This window comes from Streptomyces spiroverticillatus, assembly GCA_014650415.1.
Taxonomy (GTDB): domain Bacteria; phylum Actinomycetota; class Actinomycetes; order Streptomycetales; family Streptomycetaceae; genus Streptomyces; species Streptomyces spiroverticillatus.
On the sequence record BMUX01000004.1, the window covers coordinates 671,251 to 695,387 of the forward strand.

At 71.5% G+C, this 24,137-nt stretch carries 23 protein-coding genes and 1 pseudogene; 12 read left to right on the forward strand and 12 right to left on the reverse strand.

Annotated elements, in window-relative coordinates:
- Positions 1-15: 15 nt before the first annotated feature.
- The gene (locus IE269_RS14325) at positions 16-1,428 is read right to left on the reverse strand and encodes a sensor histidine kinase (protein ID WP_189823262.1); all 1,413 of its coding nucleotides are present in this window, start codon (positions 1,426-1,428) and stop codon (positions 16-18) included.
- A gap of 6 nt (positions 1,429-1,434) precedes the next feature.
- On the reverse strand, positions 1,435-2,196 hold the full coding sequence (locus IE269_RS14330) for a response regulator transcription factor (protein WP_189823263.1): 762 nt from the start codon (positions 2,194-2,196) through the stop codon (positions 1,435-1,437).
- Positions 2,197-2,477: 281 nt separating this feature from the next.
- Between IE269_RS14330 and IE269_RS14335 the strand changes: the two genes are divergently transcribed.
- From IE269_RS14335 to IE269_RS14365, 8 genes are all read left to right on the forward strand, one after another.
- A complete protein-coding gene (locus IE269_RS14335; RefSeq protein ID WP_189823264.1) occupies positions 2,478-3,263 on the forward strand; it encodes an amino acid ABC transporter ATP-binding protein in 786 nt (261 codons plus the stop codon).
- An 83-nt stretch (positions 3,264-3,346) separates the two neighbouring features.
- On the forward strand, positions 3,347-4,177 hold the full coding sequence (locus tag IE269_RS14340; protein WP_189823265.1) for a glutamate ABC transporter substrate-binding protein: 831 nt from the start codon (positions 3,347-3,349) through the stop codon (positions 4,175-4,177).
- A gap of 78 nt (positions 4,178-4,255) precedes the next feature.
- A complete protein-coding gene (locus tag IE269_RS14345; RefSeq protein WP_189823266.1) occupies positions 4,256-4,930 on the forward strand; it encodes an amino acid ABC transporter permease in 675 nt (224 codons plus the stop codon).
- Positions 4,927-5,808, forward strand: a complete 882-nt coding sequence (locus tag IE269_RS14350) for an amino acid ABC transporter permease (protein ID WP_189823267.1) — start codon at positions 4,927-4,929, stop codon at positions 5,806-5,808. Before IE269_RS14345 ends, IE269_RS14350 begins: the two co-directional genes overlap by 4 nt.
- A gap of 225 nt (positions 5,809-6,033) precedes the next feature.
- A complete protein-coding gene (locus tag IE269_RS14355; RefSeq protein WP_189823268.1) occupies positions 6,034-7,683 on the forward strand; it encodes an FAD-dependent monooxygenase in 1,650 nt (549 codons plus the stop codon).
- Between the two features lie 71 nt (positions 7,684-7,754).
- Complete coding sequence (locus tag IE269_RS43775) at positions 7,755-7,802, forward strand: hypothetical protein (RefSeq protein ID WP_387543268.1); 48 nt, start codon at positions 7,755-7,757, stop codon at positions 7,800-7,802.
- A 104-nt stretch (positions 7,803-7,906) separates the two neighbouring features.
- Complete coding sequence (locus IE269_RS14360) at positions 7,907-8,452, forward strand: cupin domain-containing protein (RefSeq protein WP_189823269.1); 546 nt, start codon at positions 7,907-7,909, stop codon at positions 8,450-8,452.
- 50 nt (positions 8,453-8,502) lie between these two features.
- Positions 8,503-8,916 (forward strand): rhodanese-like domain-containing protein, encoded by a 414-nt coding sequence (locus tag IE269_RS14365; RefSeq protein WP_229897636.1) that lies wholly within the window; start codon positions 8,503-8,505, stop codon positions 8,914-8,916.
- A 100-nt stretch (positions 8,917-9,016) separates the two neighbouring features.
- Here the strand turns inward: IE269_RS14365 and recX are convergent, their stop codons facing one another.
- The 4 genes and pseudogenes from recX to IE269_RS14385 all read right to left on the reverse strand — a co-directional run bounded on the left by recX (position 9,017) and on the right by IE269_RS14385 (position 12,733).
- On the reverse strand, positions 9,017-9,817 hold the full coding sequence (gene recX / locus IE269_RS43100) for a recombination regulator RecX (RefSeq protein ID WP_229897637.1): 801 nt from the start codon (positions 9,815-9,817) through the stop codon (positions 9,017-9,019).
- A gap of 3 nt (positions 9,818-9,820) precedes the next feature.
- Positions 9,821-10,908: pseudogene (gene recA, locus IE269_RS14375) on the reverse strand (recombinase RecA).
- A gap of 269 nt (positions 10,909-11,177) precedes the next feature.
- Entirely contained in the window at positions 11,178-12,323 is a 1,146-nt protein-coding gene (locus IE269_RS14380) for an AI-2E family transporter (protein ID WP_189823349.1), read from the reverse strand.
- Between the two features lie 215 nt (positions 12,324-12,538).
- On the reverse strand, positions 12,539-12,733 hold the full coding sequence (locus IE269_RS14385; RefSeq protein WP_189823271.1) for a DUF3046 domain-containing protein: 195 nt from the start codon (positions 12,731-12,733) through the stop codon (positions 12,539-12,541).
- An 80-nt stretch (positions 12,734-12,813) separates the two neighbouring features.
- Between IE269_RS14385 and IE269_RS14390 the strand changes: the two genes are divergently transcribed.
- The gene (locus tag IE269_RS14390) at positions 12,814-13,755 is read left to right on the forward strand and encodes a hypothetical protein (RefSeq protein WP_189823272.1); all 942 of its coding nucleotides are present in this window, start codon (positions 12,814-12,816) and stop codon (positions 13,753-13,755) included.
- A 19-nt stretch (positions 13,756-13,774) separates the two neighbouring features.
- Here the strand turns inward: IE269_RS14390 and IE269_RS14395 are convergent, their stop codons facing one another.
- The 3 genes from IE269_RS14395 to IE269_RS14405 are packed head-to-tail and all read right to left on the reverse strand — an operon-like array spanning position 13,775 to position 15,736.
- Positions 13,775-14,083: an AzlD domain-containing protein gene (locus IE269_RS14395; protein ID WP_189823273.1), complete on the reverse strand. Its 309-nt coding sequence runs from the start codon at positions 14,081-14,083 to the stop codon at positions 13,775-13,777.
- Entirely contained in the window at positions 14,080-14,850 is a 771-nt protein-coding gene (locus IE269_RS14400; RefSeq protein ID WP_189823274.1) for an AzlC family ABC transporter permease, read from the reverse strand. The genes IE269_RS14395 and IE269_RS14400 overlap by 4 nt, the downstream gene beginning before the upstream one ends.
- A 10-nt stretch (positions 14,851-14,860) precedes the next feature.
- Positions 14,861-15,736 (reverse strand): helix-turn-helix domain-containing protein, encoded by an 876-nt coding sequence (locus IE269_RS14405; RefSeq protein ID WP_189823275.1) that lies wholly within the window; start codon positions 15,734-15,736, stop codon positions 14,861-14,863.
- A gap of 91 nt (positions 15,737-15,827) precedes the next feature.
- Between IE269_RS14405 and IE269_RS14410 the strand changes: the two genes are divergently transcribed.
- The 3 genes from IE269_RS14410 (at position 15,828) to IE269_RS14420 (ending at position 22,563) form a co-directional block, all read left to right on the forward strand.
- Complete coding sequence (locus IE269_RS14410; protein WP_189823276.1) at positions 15,828-20,519, forward strand: DEAD/DEAH box helicase; 4,692 nt, start codon at positions 15,828-15,830, stop codon at positions 20,517-20,519.
- Between the two features lie 382 nt (positions 20,520-20,901).
- On the forward strand, positions 20,902-21,747 hold the full coding sequence (locus IE269_RS14415; protein WP_189823277.1) for an Fpg/Nei family DNA glycosylase: 846 nt from the start codon (positions 20,902-20,904) through the stop codon (positions 21,745-21,747).
- A 33-nt stretch (positions 21,748-21,780) separates the two neighbouring features.
- The gene (locus IE269_RS14420) at positions 21,781-22,563 is read left to right on the forward strand and encodes an SDR family NAD(P)-dependent oxidoreductase (RefSeq protein WP_189823278.1); all 783 of its coding nucleotides are present in this window, start codon (positions 21,781-21,783) and stop codon (positions 22,561-22,563) included.
- Here IE269_RS14420 and IE269_RS43105 read toward each other — a convergent pair.
- The 3 genes from IE269_RS43105 to IE269_RS14430 form a co-directional block, all read right to left on the reverse strand.
- Entirely contained in the window at positions 22,511-22,813 is a 303-nt protein-coding gene (locus IE269_RS43105; RefSeq protein ID WP_229897640.1) for a hypothetical protein, read from the reverse strand. The genes IE269_RS14420 and IE269_RS43105 overlap by 53 nt on opposite strands.
- Positions 22,814-22,974: 161 nt before the next feature.
- Positions 22,975-23,445, reverse strand: coding sequence for a Dps family protein (locus IE269_RS14425; RefSeq protein ID WP_189823279.1), 471 nt, complete (start codon positions 23,443-23,445; stop codon positions 22,975-22,977).
- A gap of 247 nt (positions 23,446-23,692) precedes the next feature.
- Positions 23,693-24,088: a helix-turn-helix domain-containing protein gene (locus IE269_RS14430; RefSeq protein WP_189823280.1), complete on the reverse strand. Its 396-nt coding sequence runs from the start codon at positions 24,086-24,088 to the stop codon at positions 23,693-23,695.
- Between the last annotated feature and the right edge of the window lie 49 nt (positions 24,089-24,137).

Genomic DNA, 24,137 nt, shown 5'->3' on the forward strand with positions numbered 1-24,137 from the left:
GGGTACCCGTAGCGCTCAGGGCTGGGTCCGAGGAACGGTCACCGTCACGCGCAGACCGTGGGGCTCGTTGGCGTCGTACGCGATCGTGCCGCGGCCCGCGAGGAGCAGCGCCCGGGAGATCGAGAGACCGAGGCCGGAGCCCTTGATGTTCTGGTGACGGTTGCTGCGCCAGAACCGGTCGCCGACCCGGGCGAGCTCGTCCTCGGTGAGCCCGGGTCCGCCGTCCGCGACGACGACGGTGCAGGTGTGGCCGCCGGGGGCGACGGTGACGGTGACCTCCTCGCCGGGCGGCGTGAACTTCAGCGCGTTGTCGATCACCGCGTCGAGCGCGCTGGAGAGGGCGACGGGGTCCGCCCACGCGGTGACGGCCTCGGGGCCGCTGCGCAGCAGACGTACCCCCTTGTCGTCGGCGAGCGGGGCCCAGGCGGCGACGCGTTCGGTGGTGAGTTCACCGAGGTCGGTCAGCCGGAGGTCGGCGGGGGCGTGTTCGGCCTGGGCGAGGTCGAGGAGGTCGTCCAGGACACGGGCGAGGCGCTTGCCCTCGGTGCGTACGGAGGCGATCTCCTCGTTGCCCTCGGGGAGTTCGAGGGCGAGCAGTTCGATGCGCAGGAGGAGGGCGGAGAGCGGGTTGCGGAGCTGGTGGGAGGCGTCGGCGACGAAGGCGCGCTGCTGTTCCAGGACGTCCTCGACGTTGTCGGCCATCTCGTTGAACGAGCGGGCGAGGCGGCGCAGTTCCGGCGGGCCGCCGGCCGGGGCGACCCGGGAGTTCATCCGGCCGGTCGCGATGTCGTGGGTGGCCGCGTCCAGGACCCGTACCGGACGCAGCACCCAGCCGGTGAGCCGGAAGGCCGCCCCGATGGCCACGAACAGCGCGGCGAACTCGCCCGCCGCGATCAACAGCCAGTCGTGCAGGATGCGCGAACGCAGGTGCCCGGTGGGTGAGTCGGTGACCACCACCGCCACCACGTCGCCGTCCCGCACCACCGGCGAGGCCACCACCAGCGTGTGGTCCTGCCACGGCCACACCTGCGGCGGGTCGTGGCTGCGGCGTCCGGCCAGCGCCTCCTGGAAGGCGTCCCGGGCGAGGTCGCCCGCCGCGGTCACCTTCCAGTCGGCCGGGGCGGCGGCCATGGCGTCGCCGTTGCGGTAGAAGACGCCGACCCGGATTCCGTACACGTCCTGGTAGCGGTGGAGTTCGGTCTCCAGGGTGGTGCGGCGCTCGTCCTCGACCGCGGTGTGCAGGTCGGCGGCCGTCGGGCCGTCGGTGACGTACTGGGCGAGGGCGGCGAAGCGCGCGGTGTCGTCGATGCGGTCGATCACCACTTGCTGCTGCTGTGCGGCCGCCATCCGGACGGCGAGCGGGAAGCCGAAGGCGATCAGCATGCCGGCGAGCAGGATGATCAGGAGCGGGAGGAGGCGGGTACGCACGGGGAGTTACGTGTTCCGGGGCGCGTCGGCGTCGGGCGCCTGCGGAGTACCCGGGGAGCCCGGGGTGCTCGGCGCGACCAGCCGGTAGCCGACCCCGCGCACCGTCTCGATCAGGGCGGGCATCCGCAGCTTGGAGCGCAGCGAGGCGACGTGGACCTCCAGGGTGCGCCCCGTGCCCTCCCAACTGGTGCGCCACACCTCGCTGATGATCTGCTCCCGGCGGAAGACGACGCCGGGGCGCTGGGCGAGGAGCGCGAGGAGGTCGAACTCCTTGCGGGTGAGCTGGACGGCCGTACCGTCGACGCTGACGCGCCGGGTGGGCAGTTCGATGCGTACGGGTCCCAGGCAGACCGTCGTGCCGGCGGCCGGTGCGGGCGCGTCGCCGGTCGTGGTGCGCCTGCTCACCGCGTGGATGCGGGCGAGGAGTTCGCCGGTGTCGTACGGCTTGGTGACGTAGTCGTCGGCGCCGAGGTTGAGGCCGTGGATGCGGGAGCGCACGTCGGCCCGGGCGGTCACCATGATCACCGGGGTGCTGGTGCGCTTGCGGATCTTGCCGCAGACCTCGTAGCCGTCCTGGTCGGGCAGGCCGAGGTCGAGCAGGACGACACCGAAGGGCTCCTGCTCCTGGGGGGTGCGGTCGTCGGGGAGGAATGCCTGGAGGGCCTCCTCGCCGTTGCGGGCGTGGACGACCTGGAAGCCGTGCCGGGTGAGGACCGCGGACAGTGCGGCGGCGACATGGTTGTCGTCCTCGACGAGCAGCAGTCTCATGTTCCGGTCCCCCTCCCCTGCGTCCCTGTTCTGGTGTGTGACCACAGGATTTCCGATGTGTGGCCCCAGGGCATCCACGCCGATCCGGCCACGCTGCGTCAAGGCCCTTCCCGTTACGGGCTTGTTCCGTTATGGAGCCGGTATCCCCATCCCGTGCCCTGTTCACGCAGAGTGTCCGGTTGCGGCCGGATCGTTATGCTCAATTTCCGCTCAGATGTAATGACGCTGGTAGCACTGGGTGACTAGGGTCCTCCCAACCGAGGAGGACGGAGCAAAAGCCGATGAGCGGAGTTTCAGTGACCAAGGGCGTCGAGGACGCGGCACCCGCGTCGGGCGATCTGGTCGTGCTGAGCAACGTCAACAAGCACTTCGGCGCGCTGCATGTGCTCCAGGACATCGACCTGACCATCGCCCGTGGCGAGGTCGTCGTCGTCATCGGACCCTCCGGGTCCGGGAAGTCCACGCTGTGCCGCACGATCAACCGCCTGGAGACGATCGACTCGGGCGACATCAGGATCGACGGGAAGCCCCTGCCCCAGGAGGGCAAGGAGCTGGCGCGACTGCGCTCCGACGTCGGCATGGTGTTCCAGTCGTTCAACCTCTTCGCCCACAAGACGATCCTGGAGAACGTCACGCTGGGCCAGATCAAGGTCCGCAAGACGGACAAGAAGACCGCGGAGGACAAGGCCCGCGCCCTGCTGGACCGGGTGGGCGTCGGCGCGCAGGCGGACAAGTACCCGGCACAGCTCTCCGGCGGTCAGCAGCAACGCGTCGCCATCGCACGGGCGTTGGCCATGGAGCCGAAGGTCATGCTCTTCGACGAGCCCACGTCGGCGCTCGACCCGGAGATGATCAACGAGGTTCTCGAGGTCATGCAGCAGCTGGCGCGCGACGGCATGACCATGGTCGTCGTCACGCACGAGATGGGCTTCGCCCGCTCGGCCGCGAACCGGGTCGTCTTCATGGCGGACGGCCGCATCGTCGAAGAGGCCACGCCGGACCAGTTCTTCAGCAACCCTCGCAGTGACCGGGCCAAGGACTTCCTGTCGAAGATCCTGCACCACTGACAACTGCCGTTCACCGTACGACCGTTGCCAGGCGGGATACGGCTCCGACGACCAACGCTCTAATGACGTAAGGGATGTTCACGATGAAGCTCCGCAAGGTCAGCACCGCCGTCGTGGCGGTCGCCTCCCTCTCTCTCGCACTCTCGGCCTGCGGCGGCGGTGGCGCCGACAAGGGCAAGGACGGCGACAAGATCGTCATCGGTATCAAGTACGACCAGCCCGGCATGGGCCTGAAGACGCAGGACGGCAAGTTCACCGGCTTCGACGTCGACGTGGCCCGTTACGTCGCCAAGGAGCTCGGCTACTCCGAGGACAAGATCGAGTTCAAGCAGGCACCCTCCGCCGAGCGCGAGAACCTGATCAGCAACGGTGACGTGAAGTTCGTCGCCGGTACGTACACGATCAACGACAAGCGCAAGGCGAAGGTCGACTTCGCGGGCCCGTACTTCATGGCCCACCAGGACCTGCTGGTCCGCGCGGACGAGACCACGATCACCAAGGTCGAGGACCTCAACTCCAAGAAGCTCTGTTCCGTCACGGGATCCACCTCGGCGCAGAACGTCAAGGAGAAGCTGGCCCCCAAGGCCGACCTGCAGACACTCGGCGGCTACTCGGAGTGCCTCAACGGCCTGGAGAACAAGACCGTTGACGCCCTGACCACCGACGGCACCATCCTCGCCGGCTACGCCGCGCAGAAGGAGAACCAGGGCAAGTTCAAGCTGGTCGGTCTCAAGCTGAGCGACGAGCCCTACGGCATCGGGCTCAAGAAGGGCGACAAGGACCTTCAGAGCAAGATCAACGCCGCCCTGGAGAAGATGCAGAAGGACGGCTCGTGGCAGAAGGCCGTGGACGCCAACCTGGGCCCGGCCAACTACAAGGCCGACCCCGCCCCGGCCATCACCGAAAAGGGCTGAGCCAGCAGTGACTGACGCGCCGTCGGCTCCGGCCGGCGGCGCGCGCCACGATCCAACAAGGAGAGATCGCGGGGCATCGTGTTCGATTTTCTTAGTTCCGGGCGGTACGACCTGCTCGGCGCCTTCTGGGTGACGGTCCAGCTCACCCTCTACTCGGCCGTCGGCTCCCTCATATGGGGAACCCTGCTGGCCGGAATGCGGGTCAGCCCCGTTCCTCTGATGCGGGGCTTCGGCACCGCGTACGTGAACCTCGTCCGCAACACGCCGCTGACGATCATCATGGTCGGCTCCCTCCTCGGCCTTTATCAGACGCTCGGCTTCAAGCTCGGGGCAGACCTCTCCGCAGACATCGGTTTCCGGCTGGCGGTCCTCGCGATGGTCGCGTACACCGGAACCTTCGTCTGCGAGGCACTGCGCTCGGGCATCAACACCGTCCCGGTCGGCCAGGCGGAAGCGGCTCGCGCGATGGGGCTCAGCTTCGTTCAGGTACTGACCCTCATCGTCCTTCCTCAGGCGTTCCGTTCGGTCGTCGCTCCGCTGGCGAACGTGCTGATCGCACTGACGAAGAACACCACGGTGGCCTCGGCGATCGGTGTGGCCGAAGCATCGTTCCTGATGAAGAACATGGTCGAGAACGAGACCGACGCGCTCTTCGCCGTCTTCGCCCTGATCGCTCTCGGGTTCATCGTTCTCACCCTGCCCACGGGGCTGTTGCTCGGCTGGGTGTCCAAGCGAGTGGCGGTGAAGCGATGACTTCCGTTCTGTACGACGCCCCCGGGCCCAGCGCCAAGCGGCGCAACATCATCTACACGGTCGTCTTCGTCGTCGTCTTCGCCCTCGCGGCGTGGTGGCTGCTGACCGCCATGGCGGAGAAGAACCAGCTGGACGGGGAGAAGTGGAGCCCGTTCGTCGCGGACTCCAAGGTGTGGACCACCTTCCTGCTGCCCGGTCTGGTGGAAACCCTCAAGGCCGCGGCTCTGTCGCTGGTGATCGCGCTGCCCCTCGGAGCGGTCCTGGGCATCGGCCGGCTCTCGGACCACACCTGGATCAGCGCCCCTGTGGGCGTGGTGGTCGAGTTCTTCCGGGCCATCCCGGTGCTGATCATGATGGTGTTCGCCAGCCAGCTGTTCATCCAGTTCACCAGCATGGACTCCGAGGTCCGCCCGCTGTGGTCCGTGGTGACCGGTCTGGTGCTCTACAACGCCTCGGTGATCGCCGAGATCGTACGGTCGGGAATCCAGTCCCTGCCCACGGGGCAGACGGACGCGGCCAAGGCGATCGGCATGCGCAAGGGCCAGATGATGGTCTTCGTGCTGGTACCGCAAGCGGTCACCGCGATGCTGCCCGCGCTGGTCAGCCAGCTCGTGGTCATCGTGAAGGACACCGCCCTCGGCGGTGCGCTCCTGGGCTTCAACGAACTGCTCTCCCAGGTGCGCACCATCACCGCGAACTACGGCTCCAACACGATCGCGGCACTCACCGTGGTCGCCATCCTGTTCATCGTCGTCAACTTCGCATTGACCTCCTTCGCGAGCTGGCTGGAACGTCGCCTGCGCCGCGCGAAGAAGAGCGGCGGGGCGAAGGTCGACCTGAATGCGATCGAAGCCGGCGGTGGCGGCGTCAGCACCTGAGCCCGCACATGCTCCGCAGACGGGCCGACCTCGCCACAGAGGTCGGCCCGTTGCTCATCTCCAAGGACAATTCACCAACGAAACACCCCACTCCCGAAGGACTCGCCTCCGTCACTTGACGCAAGCACCTGCAGTGGGTTGCATACGTTCTGTGATCGAGCACCGTGTTTCCACTGCCTCTTGTGCAGCTTTCCGCTTGACCGTACGGAGCGGAGGCGTCGCCCCGTGGACCCGGTGATCGTCGTCGGCGCCGGACCGGTCGGGCTCGCCCTCGCCCTGTCCCTCGCCGCGCAGCAAGTCCCCTCCGTCGTCCTGGACGAGGGCGACGGCACCCAGGAGGAGCGCACCGCCCGGACCGTCGTCCTGCGCCCGGACACGGCCTCCCTCATCGAGCGGCTCGGCTGCACCGACGCCCCGGCCGAGGGGGCTCTCTGGGCCGCGTGGCGGTCGATGCGGCGCAAGCAGGTCGTACGGGAACTAACGCTCGGTGACCACGGGGAGTTCCCGGCCCCCCTGCACCTCCCGCAACACACCCTCACCCACGGCCTGTACGCCGCCGCCGAGGCACACCCCCTGATCGAGCTGGCGACCCGCGCGCGCGTGGACACCATCGAGCAGGACGCCAAGGGCGTCACCGTGCACACCCGCGAGCCGGGTTACCTCTACTGGCGCGGCAGTTACCTCGTCGGCTGCGACGGCGCCCGCTCCACCGTCCGCAAGCTCCTCGGCATCCGCTTCGCCGGTCGTACGGCAGTGGAGCGGCACGCCGTAGCCGCCCTGCGCGCCGAACTCCCCTGGCCCGAGACCGCTTTGCTGCACCGTCAGCCGCCCTGGCGCGGCGCGGGGCCAGAGGTGACGGCCCGTCCGCTCCCGGACGGCGTGTGGCGCCTGGACTGGCTGCTGCCGCCGCGCGGCGACCTGGTGACACCGGACGCCCTGGTGACCCGTATCCGCGACACCCTCGCCGGGTGGTGCGGCACGACCCCTCCGTACGATCTGATCGACACCGGCGTCTACACCCTGCACCACCGTCTCGCCCAACGCTGGCGCGAGGGACGCTCGTTCCTCGCGGGCGACGCGGCGCACCTGCTGGGCGCGCTCGGCACGCAGGGCGTCGACGAGGGGCTGCGGGACGTCGAGAACCTGGCGTGGAAGCTGGCGCACGCCTTCCACCACGACGCCTCCGAGGAACTCCTCGACAGTTACGAGGCGGAACGGCGCACCAGTGTCGCCTCCCGGCTGCGCGCCGCCGACCAGGTGCTGCCGATACTGCGGGGCGGCGGCGGTCTGCGCGCGGTCCTGCCGGGCGCGGGCAAGAGCCACGACACGCTGCTCACCGACGGCCACCTCGGCAACGGCGCACTGGGCGCCCTCCCGTCGTACCCGCACTCCCCCCTCGCCCCCCCGCCGCCGTCGCCGGAGGCGCGGGCCGACGTGGACACCGCTGTCGGTGCTCCGGTCGCGGACGTCGTGGTGACCGCCCCCGACGGCACCGCCGTACGCCTGTGGGAGCGGCTCGGGCAGGGACATCTGCTGGTGGTGCTCGTCGCACCCGGCACCGGTGTCTGGGACCGCCGGCACTGGATGTCGGCGGGGGTGATGCCACGGCTGGCGTCAGCGGTCACCGCACTGCCGGTGCCGGCGGAGCTGCTCGTCGCCGAGGGCTACCCGGGGGCGACGGCGCACACCGTCCTTCTCGTACGCCCGGACGGGCATCTGGTCGCGGCCTTCGACGGGGTGCATCCGACAGAGCTGTACGCGGCGGCGGACACGGCGCGCGGGGGCGCTCCCGGGGGCCCCGAGGCGCACGAAGAGGCTCCGGACGCTTCCGCGCACACCGACCGTCACACCGATCGGACCGCGGACGTCAATTGACCGGCCCGGGCTCGCATGGTGTACTCCGGATCATGCGTGACACCGATGTGAGCCTGTGGCGGAGGGTCCATATGGACCTGGTCCGCTACGCGGGCTGCGTCTGTCGCCCGTCCAGCTGATTCGCCCCTTCCTCCGCGCGGTGTGCCGACTCCCGGCCGTCGACCCTCGGGTCCGGCCGGTGAGCCGCCCGTGCGTCCTCGCGAACTCATCGGACGGTCTCTCCGTGTCTCTTCCCGCACCCGTGCACACTCCTGCCTCCGCCGTCTTCCCGTCGGCCGGGCCCTCTTCCGCCCAACTCCTCGACTTCGTACGGAACATCGCCTCCGACGCCGACCTGGTGGCGTCCCTGCCGCTCGACCCGGAGGGGCGCACCTGGGTGCGCCTCGACGGGCCCGGCGGCAGCGAGGCGTGGCTCATCGGCTGGCCGCCGGGCACCGGCACCGGCTGGCACGACCACGGCGGCTCGCGCGGCGCGTTCGCCACGGCCTCGGGCGGCCTGACCGAACAGTCGCTGGCCGTGCGGCTGCCCACCGAGGGGTGGAAGACCCTGGAACTGGCCGAAGGCGTCGACAGGGAGCGGCAGTTGAGGCCGGGGCAGGGGCGCGCCTTCGGGGAACACCACGTGCACCAGGTGCTCAACGAATCCACCCGCGAGCACGCGATCTCGGTGCACGCCTACTACCCGCCGCTGCCGCTGATGCGGCGCTACAGCCGCACGGGCGCGGTGCTGCGCCTGGAGCAGGTGGAAGTTCCGGAGGAGTGGCAGTGACGGGAGAAGCGGCAGTGGCGGGAGGAGCAGCAGTGGCGGGAGGAGCGGCAGTGACGCACACCGAAGAGACGGGGTCCCCGGTGGGGATCGACGAACTGCTGGAGCGGGTACGGGTCGGGCTCGACCGGCTCGGTCCCGCCGAGGCGCAGGAGGCGGCGGCCGCCGGGGCGCTGCTGGTGGACATCCGGTACGCCGCCCTGCGGGAGCGGGACGGGCTGATTCCGGGTGCGCTGGTGGTGGAGCGCAACGAGCTGGAGTGGCGGCTCGACCCGCAGGGCAGTCATCGGGCGGCGGAGGCCACGGGGCACGACCTGCAGGTCGTGGTGATCTGCAACGAGGGCTACGCGTCGAGCCTCGCGGCGGCCTCGCTGCACCAGCTCGGTCTGCACCGGGCGACGGACCTGGACGGCGGCTTCCAGGCGTGGCGGGCGGCGGGGCTGCCGGTGGTGCCGGGCGAGGACTGACCTGTCGTACGTGACAAGAGTCACCGGGGCCGCCCCGCGGACCCCCTGACATTCAGGGGGTCCGACGGAAGGGTTGCGCCGGAGCGAGGGGCGGTGAGGGTCAGAACGGCTCGTAGTCCAGGCCGTCCGTGTCCTCGCCCTCCTCCTCCAGTGCCTGCCTGACCACCCGGATGGCCAGGCCTTCCGGGTAGCCCTTGCGGGCCAGCATTCCGGCCAGGCGGCGCAGCCGCTTGTCGCGCTCCAGCCCCCGGGTGGAGCGCAGCTTGCGGGCGACGAGCTCGCGGGCTGTCGCCTCCTCCTGGTCGGAGTCGAGCTGCCCGACGGCCTCGTCGATCAGCGCCGGGTCGACGCCTTTGGTGCGCAGCTCGCGGGCGAGCGCCCGGCGGGCCAGGCCCTTGCCGTGGTGGCGGGACTCGACCCAGGCGTCCGCGAACGCCGCGTCGTCGATCAGTCCCACTTCCTCGAAGCGGGACAGCACCTCGTCGCTGACCTCCTGGGGGATCTCCCGCTTGTGCAGGGCGTCCGCCAGTTGCTTGCGGGTGCGCGGGGTGCCGGTGAGCAGGCGTAGGCAGATGTTCCGTGCCTGCTCCGCCGGGTCCTGCGGGGGTTTCGGCGCACCGTCCCGGGTCTCCCCGGGGCCGGAAGCCCCCGGGCCCCGCGAGGAGCGGGCTCCCCGGGTGCCTCTGCGGCCCCGTCCGGACTCCCCGAACCCCTCACGGGCTCCGGTCCCCCCGGTCTCCCGGGAGGACCAGGGAAGCCGGGGAGGCCCCTCGGCCTCCCCCGCTCCCCCCGCGCCGCCGTCGGCCGCGGGGGTCCTGCCGTACCCGGCGGGGGCGTCGTGTCCGCCGGATACGTCGTCGGTGCTGCCCGGCCAGTCCCCCCAGTCCGTCCTCCGGGTCACGGACTAGCTCTTGGCCGCTGCGGCCTTGGCCGTCTTGGCCTTGGTCGCCGGGGCCGGTACGGACTTCGCGTCGGTGGCGGCGGCCGCCGCGTCCGCGCCGGGCTCGCCCTCCGGGGCATCCGTCTTGGGCTTGACGCCGACGCCCAGCTTCTCCTTGATCTTCTTCTCGATCTCGTCGGCGAGGTCGGGGTTGTCCTTCAGGAAGTTGCGGGCGTTCTCCTTGCCCTGGCCGAGCTGGTCGCCCTCGTACGTGTACCAGGCGCCGGCCTTGCGGACGAAGCCGTGCTCGACGCCCATGTCGATCAGGCCGCCCTCGCGGCTGATGCCCTGGCCGTAGAGGATGTCGAACTCGGCCTGCTTGAAGGGCGGCGCGACCTTGTTCTTGACGACCTTGACGCGGGTGCGGTTGCCGACCGCGTCCGTGCCGTCCTTGAGGGTCTCGATGCGGCGGATGTCCAGGCGCACCGAGGCGTAGAACTTGAGCGCGCGGCCACCGGTCGTGGTCTCCGGCGAGCCGAACATCACGCCGATCTTCTCGCGGAGCTGGTTGATGAAGATCGCGGTGGTCTTGGACTGGTTGAGCGCACTGGTGATCTTGCGGAGCGCCTGGCTCATCAGCCGGGCCTGGAGGCCGACGTGCGAGTCGCCCATCTCGCCCTCGATCTCCGCACGCGGCACGAGCGCCGCCACGGAGTCGATGACGATCAGGTCGAGCGCGCCGGAGCGGACCAGCATGTCCACAGGATCAGGTTGTCCGTGTCGACGCCGAGCGCCTTGGCGTACTCGGGGTCGAGCGCGTGCTCGGCGTCCACGAAGGCGACGGTGCCGCCGGCCTTCTGCGCGTTCGCCACGGCGTGCAGCGTCAGCGTCGTCTTTCCGGAGGACTCCGGGCCGTACACCTCCACCACACGGCCGCGCGGGAGACCGCCGACGCCCAGTGCGATGTCCAGGGCGGTCGACCCGGTGGGGATGATCTCGATGGGGTCGTTCGGCCGGTCGCCGAGCCGCATCACGGCACCCTTGCCGAATTGTCGTTCAATCTGTGCGAGCGCGGCGTCCAGCGCCTTCTCGCGGTCGGTGCCTGCTGCCATGGGTTCCACCCGATTTGCTTGAGTCGATCGCTTCACGTCAATGACGCTAACGCCTGCCACTGACAATCGGCCTCGGCGTCGCCCTGACCTGTGGATAACCCGGTGGGGAGCCCCGGGGTCACAGGGCCGGAACACCAATGAGAATGGATGTTCGATTTTCGTGTCAAGCGAGCCACGCGGCACCCGCCGGACGGCTCACGCTCCCGCCCGACAGCCCCGCCGGACGGCTCACGACCGGCGGGGACGACCTCTCGGGAGGGCCCTGCGGCTCAGACGTCGTCCCCCGCCGGAGGCGGCGGCGTCTCGTCCCGGTCGCGTCGCAGCGCGCCCCGGACGCGGGCCAGGACCGGCGCACGGCGGCTGCGGTGGCCGTGCACCCGGGGGTCGTCGGTCACGTCGTACCGCTTCACGTACGCCCCGAGGAACGCCTGCAGCGTGGCGACGGCCGGGATCGCGATGAGCGCGCCGACGGCGCCCATCAGCGCCGTCCCCGCGACGACCGAGCCGAAGGCGACGGCGGGGTGGATGTCGACCGTCTTCTCGGTCAGCTTGGGCTGGAGCAGGTAGTTCTCGAACTGCTGGTAGATCACCACGAAGCCGAGCACCCACAGCGCGTACCAGGGGTTCACCGTGAACGCGATCAGCATCGGCAGCGCACCGGCGAGATAGGTGCCGATGGTCGGGATGAACTGCGAGATCAGCCCCACCCACACCGCCAGCGCCGGCGCGTACGGCACATCGAGGATCACCAGCAGGATGTAGTGCGCGATGCCGGAGATCAGCGCCATCAGGCCGCGCGAGTAAAGGTAGCCGCCGGTCTTGTCGACGGCGATCTCCCAGGCGCGCAGCACCTCCGTCTGCCGGGCGGGCGGCAGCACCGAACACAGCGCACGCCGCAGCCGGGGCCCGTCGGCGGCGAAGTAGAACGAGAACAGAAAGATCGTCAGGAGCTTGAACAGGCCCCCCAGTACGGTCGTCGAGACGTCCAGGACACCGCTCGCACTGTTCTGCACGTACTTCTGCAACCAGTCGGAGCGCAGCAGGCTGTCCTGCACCTCGACCCTGGAGAGCTCGGTGTTGAAGGTGTGGTTGACCCAACTGATCACCGAGTCCAGGTACTTCGGGAACTCGTCGACCATGTTCAGGATCTGACCGGCCAGCATCGACCCGAGCATCACCACGAAGCCGATGCCCGCGATCATCACACCGAAGAACACCAGGAAGGTGGCAAGGCCCCGGCGCATCCCCCGGGCCGCCATCCGGCCCACCGCCGGCTCCACCGCGAGCGCCAGGAAGAAGGCGATCACGATGTTCAGGAGCAGCGCGATCAACTGGTGGAAAGCCCAGTCGCCGAGCTGGTAGCAGGCGAACAGGGCGAGCGCGAGCACCATCGCGCGCGGCAGCCAGCGGGGCATGCGAGCCGGTCCGGTGGGCGCCGCCGCAGGGGGCGCGGTGCTCGGCGGGACGGGCGACCCGGCGTCGGTGTACTGGGCTTTCGCGCGGTCCTGGGCGGTCTCATCAGTCGGTGCCACGGGGCCAAGTGTCACTCATGAGTGCGACAAGGACGTACCCGTGTCACCTCATAGAGGGTGCGTCATCCGCTCCCGGAGCGGTGCGCCGTCCACGAACGTCAGCGCTTGTCGTACGGGACGTCCATCGTCCGGCACACGACCTGCCACACGCTCTTCGCGTCCCAGCCCGCGTCCAGCGCCTCGTGCACCGTACGACCGCCGAGTTCGGACATCACGTGGTCGCGGGCGAAGGAGTCGGCATATGCCTCGCCGAAGTGCGCCGCCATGCGCTCCCAGAAAATCGTCAACCGCATGACATCAGTATCGCGCCCCTGAGAGTGCAGCCGGGCCCGCACCTCTTGCGGGGAGCGCTCCGCACCCTCACCGTCGGCACATGGCTGGAAATGGAGCATCACCCCCCGGGGCGACCCCCCACGTGTCTCCCCTCGCCCGCGCCGCGCACTTCGTCTGGCTGACGGCCCGGGTCCTGGAGCAGCGCCGGTTCGCCCACCACTTCCTCGGCGGCGGCGCGGATCCCGTCGAGACGGCGCTCAACGCGTACCAGGGCGAGGACGGCGGTTTTGGCCACGCCCTGGAGCCCGACCTGCGGGGCCCGGTGAGCCAGCCCCTGCACACCGCGCACGCACTCCGGGTGCTGGAGTCCGTGGGCCGGTGCGGCGGCACGCGCGTGGAGCGCATCTGCCGCTATCTGACCGACGTGTCCACCAAGGAGGGCGCACTGCCCGCAGTGCACCCCTCGCAGCGGGGCTACCCCGCCGCGCCGTTCGTGCCGGTCGTGGACGACCCTCCGGGCGAGCTGCTGGCGACCGGCCCGGTGGTGGGGATGCTGCACCGCAACGAGGTGTGGCACGCCTGGCTGTTTCGCGCCACGGACTTCTGCTGGGCGGCCGTCGAGGCGCTCCAGGAGTCGCATCCGTACGAGATCCAGGCCGCCGTCGCCTTCCTGGACGGCGTGCCGGACCGCTCCCGCGCCCAGGCTGCGGCGGACCGGCTGGGGCGGCTCACACGGGCACAGGGGCTGGTCGTGCTCGACCCCGCGCGACGGGACGAGGTGCCGGTGGCGCCCGGATACGCCCCGGGCGAGCACCATTTCGCGTACGACTACGCGCGCACCCCCGATTCGCTGGCGCGCGGGTGGTTCACCGACGAGGAGATGGGGCGCGCGCTCGACTTCCTGGCCGCCGAGCAGCAGGAGGACGGTGGCTGGCCGGTGCGCTGGCGGGCCTGGGCTCCGGGCAACGTGCTGGAGGCGCGCCCCCTCGTCACCCTCGACGCACTGCTGACCCTGCGGGCGTACGGCAGGGAGATCGGCTGAGGAGCGTCTGTGGGCCCACTCAGCCGCCCAGTGCGCGCACTCCCGCGGTCACGGCCACGGCAGCGCCGACGACCACCAGGAACGGTGCGCGCAGCACCAGTGCGAGGGCCGCCGCCGCGAGGCCCGCGCCCCGGGCGTCCAGCACGAGCGTCTGTCCGGTGGCGAAGGTCTGCTGTGCGGTGAGTGCCGCGAGCAGGGCGACGGGCAGCAGCGCGGAGAGCTTCTGCACGAGCGGACGCTCCAGGGCGTTCGCGGGCACCAGCAGTCCGAGCAGCTTCACGAGATAGCAGCCCACCGCTGTGGCGATGATGGCGATCCAGACGCTCACTGTGCTGCCCCCTTGCCTTCGGCGCTGTCACTGTTGTCACGGCGCTCGGTGCGCCCCTTGAAAAAGAGCACCAGCGGTGCCGCCAGCGCTGCCACCAGCACCGGTGCTCCACCCGGCAGCACGGGCAGCAGCCCGAGCATCACCACCACCGCGACACCGGCGACGGTGCGTTCCGTGGTGGAGCGCAGCATGGGTGCCAGCAGCGCCAGGAAGACGGCGGGACCTGCCGCGTCCAGACCCCAGGCGTTGGTGTCACCGAGCGCCTCGGCCCCCAGCGCCCCGAGCAGGGTGGTGAGGTTCCACAGCACATAGAGGGTGACGGCGGTGACGGTGAAACCGATACGGGCGCTGCGCCGGGTGGGCTGCGCCAGCGCCACGGCGGCCGTCTCGTCGATCACCCCTTGTGCCGCGAACGGGCGCACCAGGCCCGGCAGCGCCAGCAGCTGCGACAGGCGCAGCCCGTAGAAGGTGTTGCGCACCCCGAGGAAGAACGCGCCCGCCGCCGCGGTGAGCGGATTGCCCCCGGCCGCGAGCGCCCCCACGAGGGCGAACTGCGAGGCGCCGGTGAACACCAGCAGGCTGAGCGCACAGGTCTGCGCGACGGTGAGCCCGGCACCGGCCGAGGTGACGCCGAAGGCGAAGCCGGAGAGGCCCACCGCGACGCCGACGCCGAGTGCGTCCCGTACGACGGCGGCATCGGGCTTGGGCTCGCCGGCGGGGGCGCCCCGGGTTGTGCGTATGTCTGCGGAGGTTGTCTGATCTGCCACGCCCAGGACGCTACGAGGGGCAGGCGCCCCCGGTCTTGTACGTTCTTGCACGCTCGCGCCGGTACGCCCCCGGCGGCACCCCGACGATGCGGGTGAAGTGCCGGTTGAGGTGCGGCTGGTCGGTGAAGCCGACCATGACGGCGGCGTCGGCGGGGGCGGTGCCTGCGTTCAGGAGGTGCTGGGCACGGCGCACCCGCGCGTTGGTGAGCCAGGTGTGCGGAGGCATTCCGTAGGCCGCCTTGAAGGCGCGCAGCAGCGCGAAGGGGCTGGTGCCCAGCTCCCGGGCGAGGTCCTCCAGCGACGGCGGTTCCGTCATCCGGTCGACCAGGATCTCCTGGGCCAGTGCCGCGGTCCGGGCGGCGGCGGGGAGGGGGCCGCGGGTGGGCAGGGAACGGCCGTGACGACGCAGCATCCGGGCGATGGCGATGCGGAACACGCTGTCGGCGGCGAGCGCGTTGCCCTCCTCGGCCGCACGGTGCACCTCGTGGATGAGCCGCGCGGTGTCGGGGTCATGGACGATCGTCTCGGCGAATCCGACGGTGCCGCGCAGTGTGGTGGTCTCGGCCGCGACGTCGGCCACGAGTTCCTTCGCGGGGTAGAGGGTGGCGTACGACCAGCCCTCGGGGACTCCGGCGTGCGCCGCGTGCGGCACCTCCGGGTTGATCATGACGACGCTGCCCGGCACCGCGCTGATCGTGCCGTCGGGCATCCGCACGTCCTCGATGCCGCGTCGTACGGCGCCGAGCACGAAGCCCTCGTGGCTGTGGCGCGGGAAGGTGTGCCGGACGTAGCGGGCCCGCAGCAGGTCGAGGCCCGGCACCCCGGCGTACTGCCAGTGCCGTGCCCACTCGCCCTCGCGCTCGGTGGCCGTCGAACCCCTCTCCATCCGACCATTCTGCGCCTGCCCGCCAAGCCGCTGACCTGCGTGTCCACAGTCCGGACCGGGGATTGTCAGTGGCGGGGTGCACGATGGGGCCATGGTGAGGACCGCGCTCGACTCGTTCTCCCCCGCGACCAGGGGCTGGTTCACGGGGGCATTCCGGACGCCCACGGCCGCGCAGGAAGGCGCGTGGCGGGCCATCGGGGAGGGTTCCGACGTGCTGGTCGTCGCCCCGACCGGCTCGGGCAAGACGCTGGCCGCGTTCCTCGCCTCGCTCGACGCGCTCGCCTCCACTCCCCCGCCCGCGGAGGCGAAGAAGCGCTGCCGGGTGCTCTACATCTCTCCGCTGAAGGCCCTGGCCGTCGACGTCGAGCGCAACCTCCGCAGCCCGCTGACCGGCATCCGCCAGGAGTCCGTCCGCCTCGGCCTGCCCGAGCCGGACATCAGGGTCGGCATCCGCTCCGGCGACACCTCCCCCGCCGACCGCCGCTCGATCGCGAACAAGCCGCCGGACATCCTCATCACGACCCCCGAGTCGCTGTTCCTGATGCTCACCTCCTCCGCGCGCGACGCCCTGGAGGGCGTGGAGACGGTGATCCTCGACGAGGTGCACGCGGTCGCGGGCACCAAGCGCGGCGCACACCTGGCGCTGTCGCTGGAGCGCCTGGACGCGCTGCTGCCCCGGCCGGCCCGCCGGATCGGCCTGTCCGCGACGGTCCGCCCGGTGGACGAGGTGGCCCGGTACCTGTCCCCGCAGCGCCGGGTCGAGATCGTCCAGCCACCGTCCGGCAAGGTCTTCGACCTGTCGGTGGTGGTGCCGGTCGAGGACATGGGCGAGCTGGGCGGCGCACCCGCCAAGGACGACGACCAGGGCGACAAACCCTCCATCTGGCCGCAAGTGGAGGAGAAGATCGCCGACCTCGTCCAGGCGCACCGCTCGACGATCGTCTTCGTCAACTCCCGCCGCCTCGCCGAGCGCCTGTGCAACCGGCTGAACGAGATCGCGTACGAAAGAGCCACCGGCGAGGCGCTCCCCGAGGGCGGCTCACCGGCCGAGCTGATGGGGCAGGCGGGCGCCGCCCAGGGCGCTCCTCCCCTCCTCGCCCGCGCGCACCACGGCTCGGTCTCCAAGGAGCAGCGCTCCCTCGTCGAGGAGGACCTCAAGGCCGGCCGCCTCCCGGCCGTGGTCGCCACCTCCAGCCTCGAACTGGGCATCGACATGGGCGCGGTGGACCTGGTGATCCAGGTCGAGTCGCCGCCGTCCGTTGCCTCCGGCCTCCAGCGGGTGGGCCGGGCCGGCCACCAGGTGGGCGCGGTGTCGACGGGCGTCGTCTTCCCCAAGTACCGGGGCGACCTGGTGCAGGCGGCCGTGGTCACCGAGCGGATGCGCTCGGGCTCGATCGAGTCCCTGCGCGTCCCGGCCAATCCCCTGGACGTGCTCGCCCAGCAGCTCGTCGCCATGGTCGCGCTGGACTCCTGGCAGGTGGACGACCTGCTCGCCCTCACCCGCCGCGCCGCCCCCTTCGCGTCCCTCCCCGAATCGGCGTTCACCGCCGTCCTCGACATGCTCGCCGGGCGCTACCCCTCGGACGCCTTCGCCGAGTTGCGCCCCCGCGTCGTCTGGGACCGCATCGCCGGTACGGTCACAGGCCGCCCGGGAGCGCAGCGCCTCGCCGTCACCTCCGGCGGCACCATCCCCGACCGCGGTCTGTTCGGCGTCTTCCTCGCCGGGTCCGACCCGAAGAAGGGCGGCGGCCGGGTCGGCGAGCTGGACGAGGAGATGGTGTACGAGTCCCGCGCGGGCGACGTCTTCACCCTCGGCACGACGTCCTGGCGCATCGAGGACATCACCCGCGACCGCGTCCTGGTCTCCCCCGCCCCCGGCGTCCCCGGCCGGCTCCCCTTCTGGAAGGGCGACCAGCTGGGCCGTCCGCTCGAACTGGGCCGCGCGCTCGGCGCGTTCCTCCGCGAGATCGGCAACCTCAAAGCCGACAAGGCCCGCACGCGCCTCCAGGACGCGGGCCTGGACGACTGGGCCGCCGACAACGTCCTGTCCTACCTCGACGAACAGCGCCGCGCCGCAGGCCACGTCCCCGACGACCGCACCATCGTCGTCGAGCGGTTCCGCGACGAGCTGGGCGACTGGCGGGTGGTCGTGCACTCCCCGTTCGGCGCACAGGTGCACGCCCCGTGGGCGCTGGCGCTCGGAGCCCGCCTCTCCGAGAAGTACGGCATGGACGCCCAGGTGATGCACGCCGACGACGGCATCGTGCTGCGCCTGCCCGACGCGGACCTGATGGGGCTCGACCTCATGGGCCTCGACCCGCTCGACGCCCCGGCTCCCGCCAAACCCCTGGGAACCGAGTACGACGACAACCAGGCCCCCATCGGTGCCGCCGACACCCTCTTCGACGCGGGCGAGGTCGCCCAGATCGTCACCGACCAGGTCGGCGGCTCCGCCCTGTTCGCCGCCCGCTTCCGCGAGTGCGCCGCCCGCGCTCTGCTGCTGCCCCGCCGCAGCCCCGGCAAGCGCACCCCGCTCTGGCAGCAGCGCCAGCGCGCCTCCCAGCTCCTCCAGGTGGCCTCCGAGTTCGGCTCCTTCCCGATCGTCCTGGAAGCCGTCCGCGAATGCCTCCAGGACGTCTTCGACGTACCCGGCCTGACCGAGCTGATGGGCGACATCGAGGCCCGCCGGGTCCGCCTGGTCGAGGTCACCACCCCCGAGCCATCCCCCTTCGCCCGCTCGCTCCTCTTCGGGTACGTCGCCCAGTTCCTGTACGAGGGGGACTCCCCCCTCGCCGAGCGGCGCGCGGCGGCGCTCTCCCTCGACTCCCGCCTCCTCGCCGAACTCCTCGGCCAGGCCGAGCTGCGCGAACTGCTCGACGCCGACGTCCTGACCCAGCTGGAGCAGGAGCTCCAGTGGCTCACCGAGGACCGCCGGGTCAAGGACGTGGAGGGCGTCGCCGACCTGCTGCGGGTCCTCGGCCCGCTCACCACCGCCGAGTTGACCGCCCGGGGCGCGGACGCCCAGTGGCCCCGCGACCTCGCCGACGCGCGCCGCGCCATCCAGGTCCGTATCGCCGGAGAGGACCACTGGGCAGCCGTCGAGGACGCCGGCCGCCTGCGCGACGCGCTGGGCACGGCGCTCCCGGTGGGCGTCCCGGAGTCGTTCACCGAGCCGGTCAAGGACCCCCTGGGCGACCTCCTCGCCCGCTTCGCGCGCACGCACGGCCCGTTCACCTCCGCCACCGCCGCCGCCCGCTTCGGCCTCGGCGCGGCCGTCACCGACGGGGCACTGCACCGGCTCGCCGCGAGCGGCCGGGTCGTACAGGGCGAGTTCCACCCGGCGGGCATCGGCCAGGAGTGGTGCGACGCGACGGTCCTGCGCCGCCTGCGCCGCCGCTCCCTGGCCGCCCTGCGCCAGGAGCTGGAGCCGGTCGACCCCGCCGCCCTGGCCACCTTCCTCCCCCAGTGGCAGCACTACGGGGGCGGCGGCCTGCGCGGCATCGACGGACTGGTGCGCGCCGTCGAGCAGTTGCAGGGCGCCCCGGTCCCCGCCTCCGCACTGGAGAAGCTCGTCCTCCCGCACCGCGTCTCGGGCTACACCCCCGCCCTCCTCGACGAACTCACCACCACCGGCGAGGTCGTGTGGGCGGGCGCGGGCGCACTCCCCGGCAAGGACGGCTGGGTGTCCCTCTACCTCGCCGACACCGCCCCGTTGCTCCTCCCGCCGCCCCACCCCCTGGAGCTCTCGGCCCTGCACGAGTCGATCCTGACCGCCCTCTCCGGCGGTTACGGACTCTTCTTCCGCCAGATCGCCGACCAGGTCCGCGCCACCACCCACCCCGACGCCTCCGACCCCCAACTGGCCGACGCCCTCTGGGACCTGGCCTGGTCCGGCCGCCTCACCAACGACACCCTCGCCCCACTGCGCGCCGTCCTCGGCTCAGGACGCACGGCCGGGGCCACCGCCCACCGCGCCAAACGCTCGGTCCCACGCGGCCGTTACGGCTCCCTCAGCGGCGCGGCCCGCCCCGTCTCCCGCACCGGCCCGCCCACGGTCTCCGGCCGCTGGTCCCGCCTCCCCGCGCCCGAACCCGACCCCACCCACCGCGCCCACGCCCTGGCCCGCACCCTCCTGGACCGGCACGGCGTCGTCACCCGGGGCGCCGTCGCCGCCGAGGGCGTCGAGGGCGGCTTCTCCGCGGTCTACCGCATCCTCGCCGCGTTCGAGGACAGCGGGCAGGCCAGACGGGGTTACGTCGTCGAGGGGCTCGGCGCGGCCCAGTTCGCCATGGACGGCGCGGTCGACCGGCTGCGCGCCGCCGCGACCGCCCGCGACCGCGCCCAGGGCGACGCCCCGAACCGGGCCGTCGTCCTGGCCGCCGCCGACCCCGCCAACGCGTACGGGGCCGCCCTGCCCTGGCCCGAACCGCCGCCCGGCGTCACCCACAAGCCGGGCCGCAAGGCAGGCTCCCTCGTCGTCCTGGTCGACGGCGAACTCACCCTCTACATGGAACGCGGCGGCAAAACCCTCCTCGCCTGGCCGCCCCAGTCCGCCCCCGCCCCCGGCACGGCGACGGCCGACCACCCGACCCCCGACGAAGCCCCCGACGACCGCCTCCGCGCCGCCGCCGAGGCGCTCACCGCCTCCGCCCGTGCAGGCGCCCTCGGCACCGTCACCGTCGAACGCATCAACAACACCCCCGCCCTGACCTCCCCCCTGGGCCGCCCCCTGGAATCCGCCGGCTTCCACGCCACCCCCAAGGGCCTCCGCATCCGCCCCTAACCCCTCTCGGGCTCCGCCCCCCCTGTCCCACCGAGCCCCTTGCACAGCGAAGCCGCCCCCTCCCCTTCCCGGGTAGCCCCCTTGGGCGGCGGGGCCGCCCCCCGGGGGCGGGACGGGCGGGCAAGGGGGCGGCCCCCTCGCTCCAGGCCCACCCGGGTGCCGCCCCCACCCGCATTGCCCGCCGGGTGCGCGCAGCCACAGGGCCCACGGGGCGCCTCCCGGCACCGGGCAGGTTTAGCCGTGGCCCGCCGGGCCAAAGGGTCCCCAGCCCCGCCCCTTCACCTAAACCCGCGGGGCAATGGGACCGGTCCCGTGCAGGCGCGTCGTGGCTGAGCGCGCAGTTCCCCGCGCCCCTCAAGGGGCACGCCCCCATCATGGACCCATGCCCGAAGGAGACACCGTCTGGCAAGCCGCCACCCGCCTGCACACCGCCCTCGCCGGCCGCCCCCTCACCCACGCCGACCTCCGCGTCCCCCGCTTCGCCACCTCCGACCTGACCGGCCGGACGGTCCTCGACGTCACCCCGTACGGAAAGCACCTGCTCACCCGCATCACGGGCGGCCTCACCCTGCACTCCCACCTCCGCATGGAAGGCACCTGGCGCATCTTCGCCCCCGGCACCCCCTGGCGCGGCGGCCCCGAGCACCAGATCCGCGCCGTCCTCCAGAACACGGAAGCCACCGCCGTCGGCTACCGCCTCCCCGTCCTGGAGCTGCTGCCCACCGCCGAGGAACACACCGTCATCGGCCACCTCGGCCCCGACCTCCTCTCCCCGCACTGGGACGAAACCCTCCAGGACCAGGCCGTACGCAACCTCCTCGCCGCCCCCGCCCGCCCCCTCGGCGAAGCCCTCCTGGACCAGCGCAATCTCGCGGGCATCGGCAACGTCTACAAGTCCGAGCTCTGCTTCCTCGCCCGCGTCACCCCCTGGCTCCCGGTCGGCGAACTGGCCCCCGACGTCCCCGCCCGCCTGGTCGCCACCGCCCACCGCCTCCTGGACCTCAACAAGGACCACCCGGACCGCCGCACCACCACCGTCGCCCGCACCTCACCCGCCTCCCGCCCCACACGCACCACCACCGCCCCCGACCTCCTGTACGTCTACGGCCGCCGCTCCCGCCCCTGCCTGCGCTGCCGCACCCCGATCCGCAAGGCCGACCAGGGCGACGGCTCCCGCGAACGCCCCACCTACTGGTGCCCGAACTGCCAACCCGGCCCGACCAGTTGACGACCCGTCAGATCCAGTCGTACGGTCGCCCGCATGCCCCTCCCCGTACGAATCCCCGCGTACGACCTGACCGGCCGCACCGCCTTCGTCACCGGCGCGGCCAGCGGCATCGGCCGCGCCTGTGCCGTACTCCTCGCCGAAGCGGGCGCCACCGTGCACTGCGCCGACCGCGACGAAGCGGGCCTCGCCGAAACGGCCGCCCTCATCACCAAAGCCACCGAGAGCACGCCCCGCACCCACACCCTCGACGTGACCTCACGCCCCCAGGTCACAGCCGCCATGGAAGCCGTCGACCGCCTCGACGTCCTGGTCGCCGCAGCCGGAATCCTGCACTTCAGCAGCGTCCTGGACACCACCGACGAGGACCTCGACCGGATCCTCGCGGTCAATTTCAAGGGCGTCCTGCACGCCTGCCAGGAGGCGGCCCGCCTCATGCTCCGCCAGCCCGACCGGCCGAGGAGCATCATCACCCTCGCCTCCGGCGCCATGGACTCCGCCAACGCCGGACTGTTCGCCTACAGCACCAGCAAAGCCGCCGTCGTGCAGCTCACGAAGACCCTCGCCACCGAGCTCGGCCCGCACGGCATCCGCGTCAACGCAGTCGCCCCGGGCTGGATCCGCACCCCCATGACGGACAAGCACGACGCCTCGCTCCAGGAAAACGCCGAGGCGCGCATGGTCCGCATCACCCCGCTCGGCCGCGTCGGCGAACCCGAGGACGTGGCACAGGCGGTCCTCCACCTGGCCTGCGACGCCTCCGCCTTCACGACGGGCCAGATCCTCCGCCCGAACGGCGGCGTCTCCATGCCCTGGTAGCCCGCGCCCTCCGCACCCGACGCACCTGCCTCCCCCGCTCCCCCACAGATCCCACCCGCCCCGCCACATGCACCGGCAGCAGACTCAACCCCCACCCCCCGGCCGCGACCACCCCCTCGACCGGCCCGGCCCCCTCCGGCGCGAGGACGAGCCGCAGCACCGCCCACCACCACAGCACCCCGAACAGCACCGCCAGCGCCCCCAGGGCGACTCTGCGCCCCGAGCACCGTCCCTCCAGCGGTCGCTGCATCGCTGCCTCCTCGGACCGACGCTAGACGCGGTCATGCGGCCCGGGGAGGGCGCACCGGAAGCACAGGAAGCACTACCGGCGCACCCACCCCGCCCACTTCAGGCACCCAAGAGCTCAGGCACCCGAGCCCCTCAGCCCTCAGCCCCCAGCCTTCAACCTGCTCAGGCACTCTCCGCCTGGAACATCCACGCATGCTTCTCAAGATCCGCCGTCAGCCCGATGATCAGGTCCTGCGTGACGGGGTCCGGGTCCCCGGTGACCTCGATCCGCTCGCGCATCCGCACGATCACCGCACCGAGCGCGTCGACCAGGATCCGTACCGCATCGCCGTCCTTGATCCAGCCGGTCGGCGTCTCCTTGACCGCACTGGACGCGGCGACCGTCGCGGCCCGCCCGTCCGGGTTCACACCGAGCGCGGAGGCCCGCTCGGCCACCGAGTCGGAGTGCAGCCGCGCGGAGGCCACGACGTCGTCCAGCTGAAGGTGCACGGAGCGGAAGCGCGGGCCCACCACGTTCCAGTGCACCTGCTTGGCGACCAGCGACAGGTCCACCAGGTCCACCAGCGCGCCCTGCAACGCCTCGCCGACGACCTTGAGATCGGCCTCGGGCAGCGTGCTCTTCACGACAGACATGGAGCGTCCTCCTCAGAAATACCGAAAATCTGGATCAGCCATCACCAACCCTGCCACAACCGATCCAATTCGGTCATTCGGGGTCCGAAGCGGCCACGCGGCACCCCGGAGCAAACCCGCACCACGCCCCTCACCACACCCCGCACGGCACAAAAAAGACCGGTGCCCCGGCCGCCCCCTCTCAGGAGGTCGACCGGAGCACCGGTCCCGCACCACTTCTCTTATCGCTGGGCAGCGACGACTATCGCTAGGCAGCGACGACGTCCACCGCTTCCGCAGGTGCCTTGATCGTCACTCGCTCGGTCGGCACACCGGACACACCGGTCACCGACGTCACAGAGACCGAATTGAGCATCGGTCGCATCGGCTGGCGCACCGGCGTCTCGCCGGCCGCAGCCGACGCCGCCAGTTCGGCCAGGGAAAGTTCGTCGCTCACTTCACGCATGAGCTCGGACATCCGTACATCAAGCGCGTCGCAGATCGCGGAAAGCAGCTCGGAGGATGCCTCCTTCTGCCCCCGCTCCACCTCGGAGAGATAGCCGAGCGAAACCCGGGCGGACGAGGAGACTTCGCGCAGAGTACGGCCTTGGCGCTGGCGCTGCCGACGCAGCACGTCACCCAGCAGGCGACGGAGCAGAATCATCGGTGGCTCCCTCCTCGGACCGCGTAGCCGCATCCTTCACGCCCCACCG

Coding starts and splice junctions, on each gene's coding strand:
- IE269_RS14330 (WP_189823263.1), bottom strand. CDS start 2,196: ATGAGACTGCTGCTCGTCGAGGACGACAACCATGTCGCCGCCGCACTG.
- IE269_RS14335 (WP_189823264.1), top strand. CDS start 2,478: ATGAGCGGAGTTTCAGTGACCAAGGGCGTCGAGGACGCGGCACCCGCG.
- IE269_RS14340 (WP_189823265.1), top strand. CDS start 3,347: ATGAAGCTCCGCAAGGTCAGCACCGCCGTCGTGGCGGTCGCCTCCCTC.
- IE269_RS14350 (WP_189823267.1), top strand. CDS start 4,927: ATGACTTCCGTTCTGTACGACGCCCCCGGGCCCAGCGCCAAGCGGCGC.
- IE269_RS14380 (WP_189823349.1), bottom strand. CDS start 12,323: ATGCCCCGCTGGCTGCCGCGCGCGATGGTGCTCGCGCTCGCCCTGTTC.
- IE269_RS14385 (WP_189823271.1), bottom strand. CDS start 12,733: ATGCGGTTGACGATTTTCTGGGAGCGCATGGCGGCGCACTTCGGCGAG.
- IE269_RS14390 (WP_189823272.1), top strand. CDS start 12,814: ATGGCTGGAAATGGAGCATCACCCCCCGGGGCGACCCCCCACGTGTCT.
- IE269_RS14405 (WP_189823275.1), bottom strand. CDS start 15,736: ATGGAGAGGGGTTCGACGGCCACCGAGCGCGAGGGCGAGTGGGCACGG.
- IE269_RS14410 (WP_189823276.1), top strand. CDS start 15,828: ATGGTGAGGACCGCGCTCGACTCGTTCTCCCCCGCGACCAGGGGCTGG.
- IE269_RS14415 (WP_189823277.1), top strand. CDS start 20,902: ATGCCCGAAGGAGACACCGTCTGGCAAGCCGCCACCCGCCTGCACACC.
- IE269_RS14420 (WP_189823278.1), top strand. CDS start 21,781: ATGCCCCTCCCCGTACGAATCCCCGCGTACGACCTGACCGGCCGCACC.
- IE269_RS43105 (WP_229897640.1), bottom strand. CDS start 22,813: ATGCAGCGACCGCTGGAGGGACGGTGCTCGGGGCGCAGAGTCGCCCTG.
- IE269_RS14425 (WP_189823279.1), bottom strand. CDS start 23,445: ATGTCTGTCGTGAAGAGCACGCTGCCCGAGGCCGATCTCAAGGTCGTC.
- IE269_RS14430 (WP_189823280.1), bottom strand. CDS start 24,088: ATGATTCTGCTCCGTCGCCTGCTGGGTGACGTGCTGCGTCGGCAGCGC.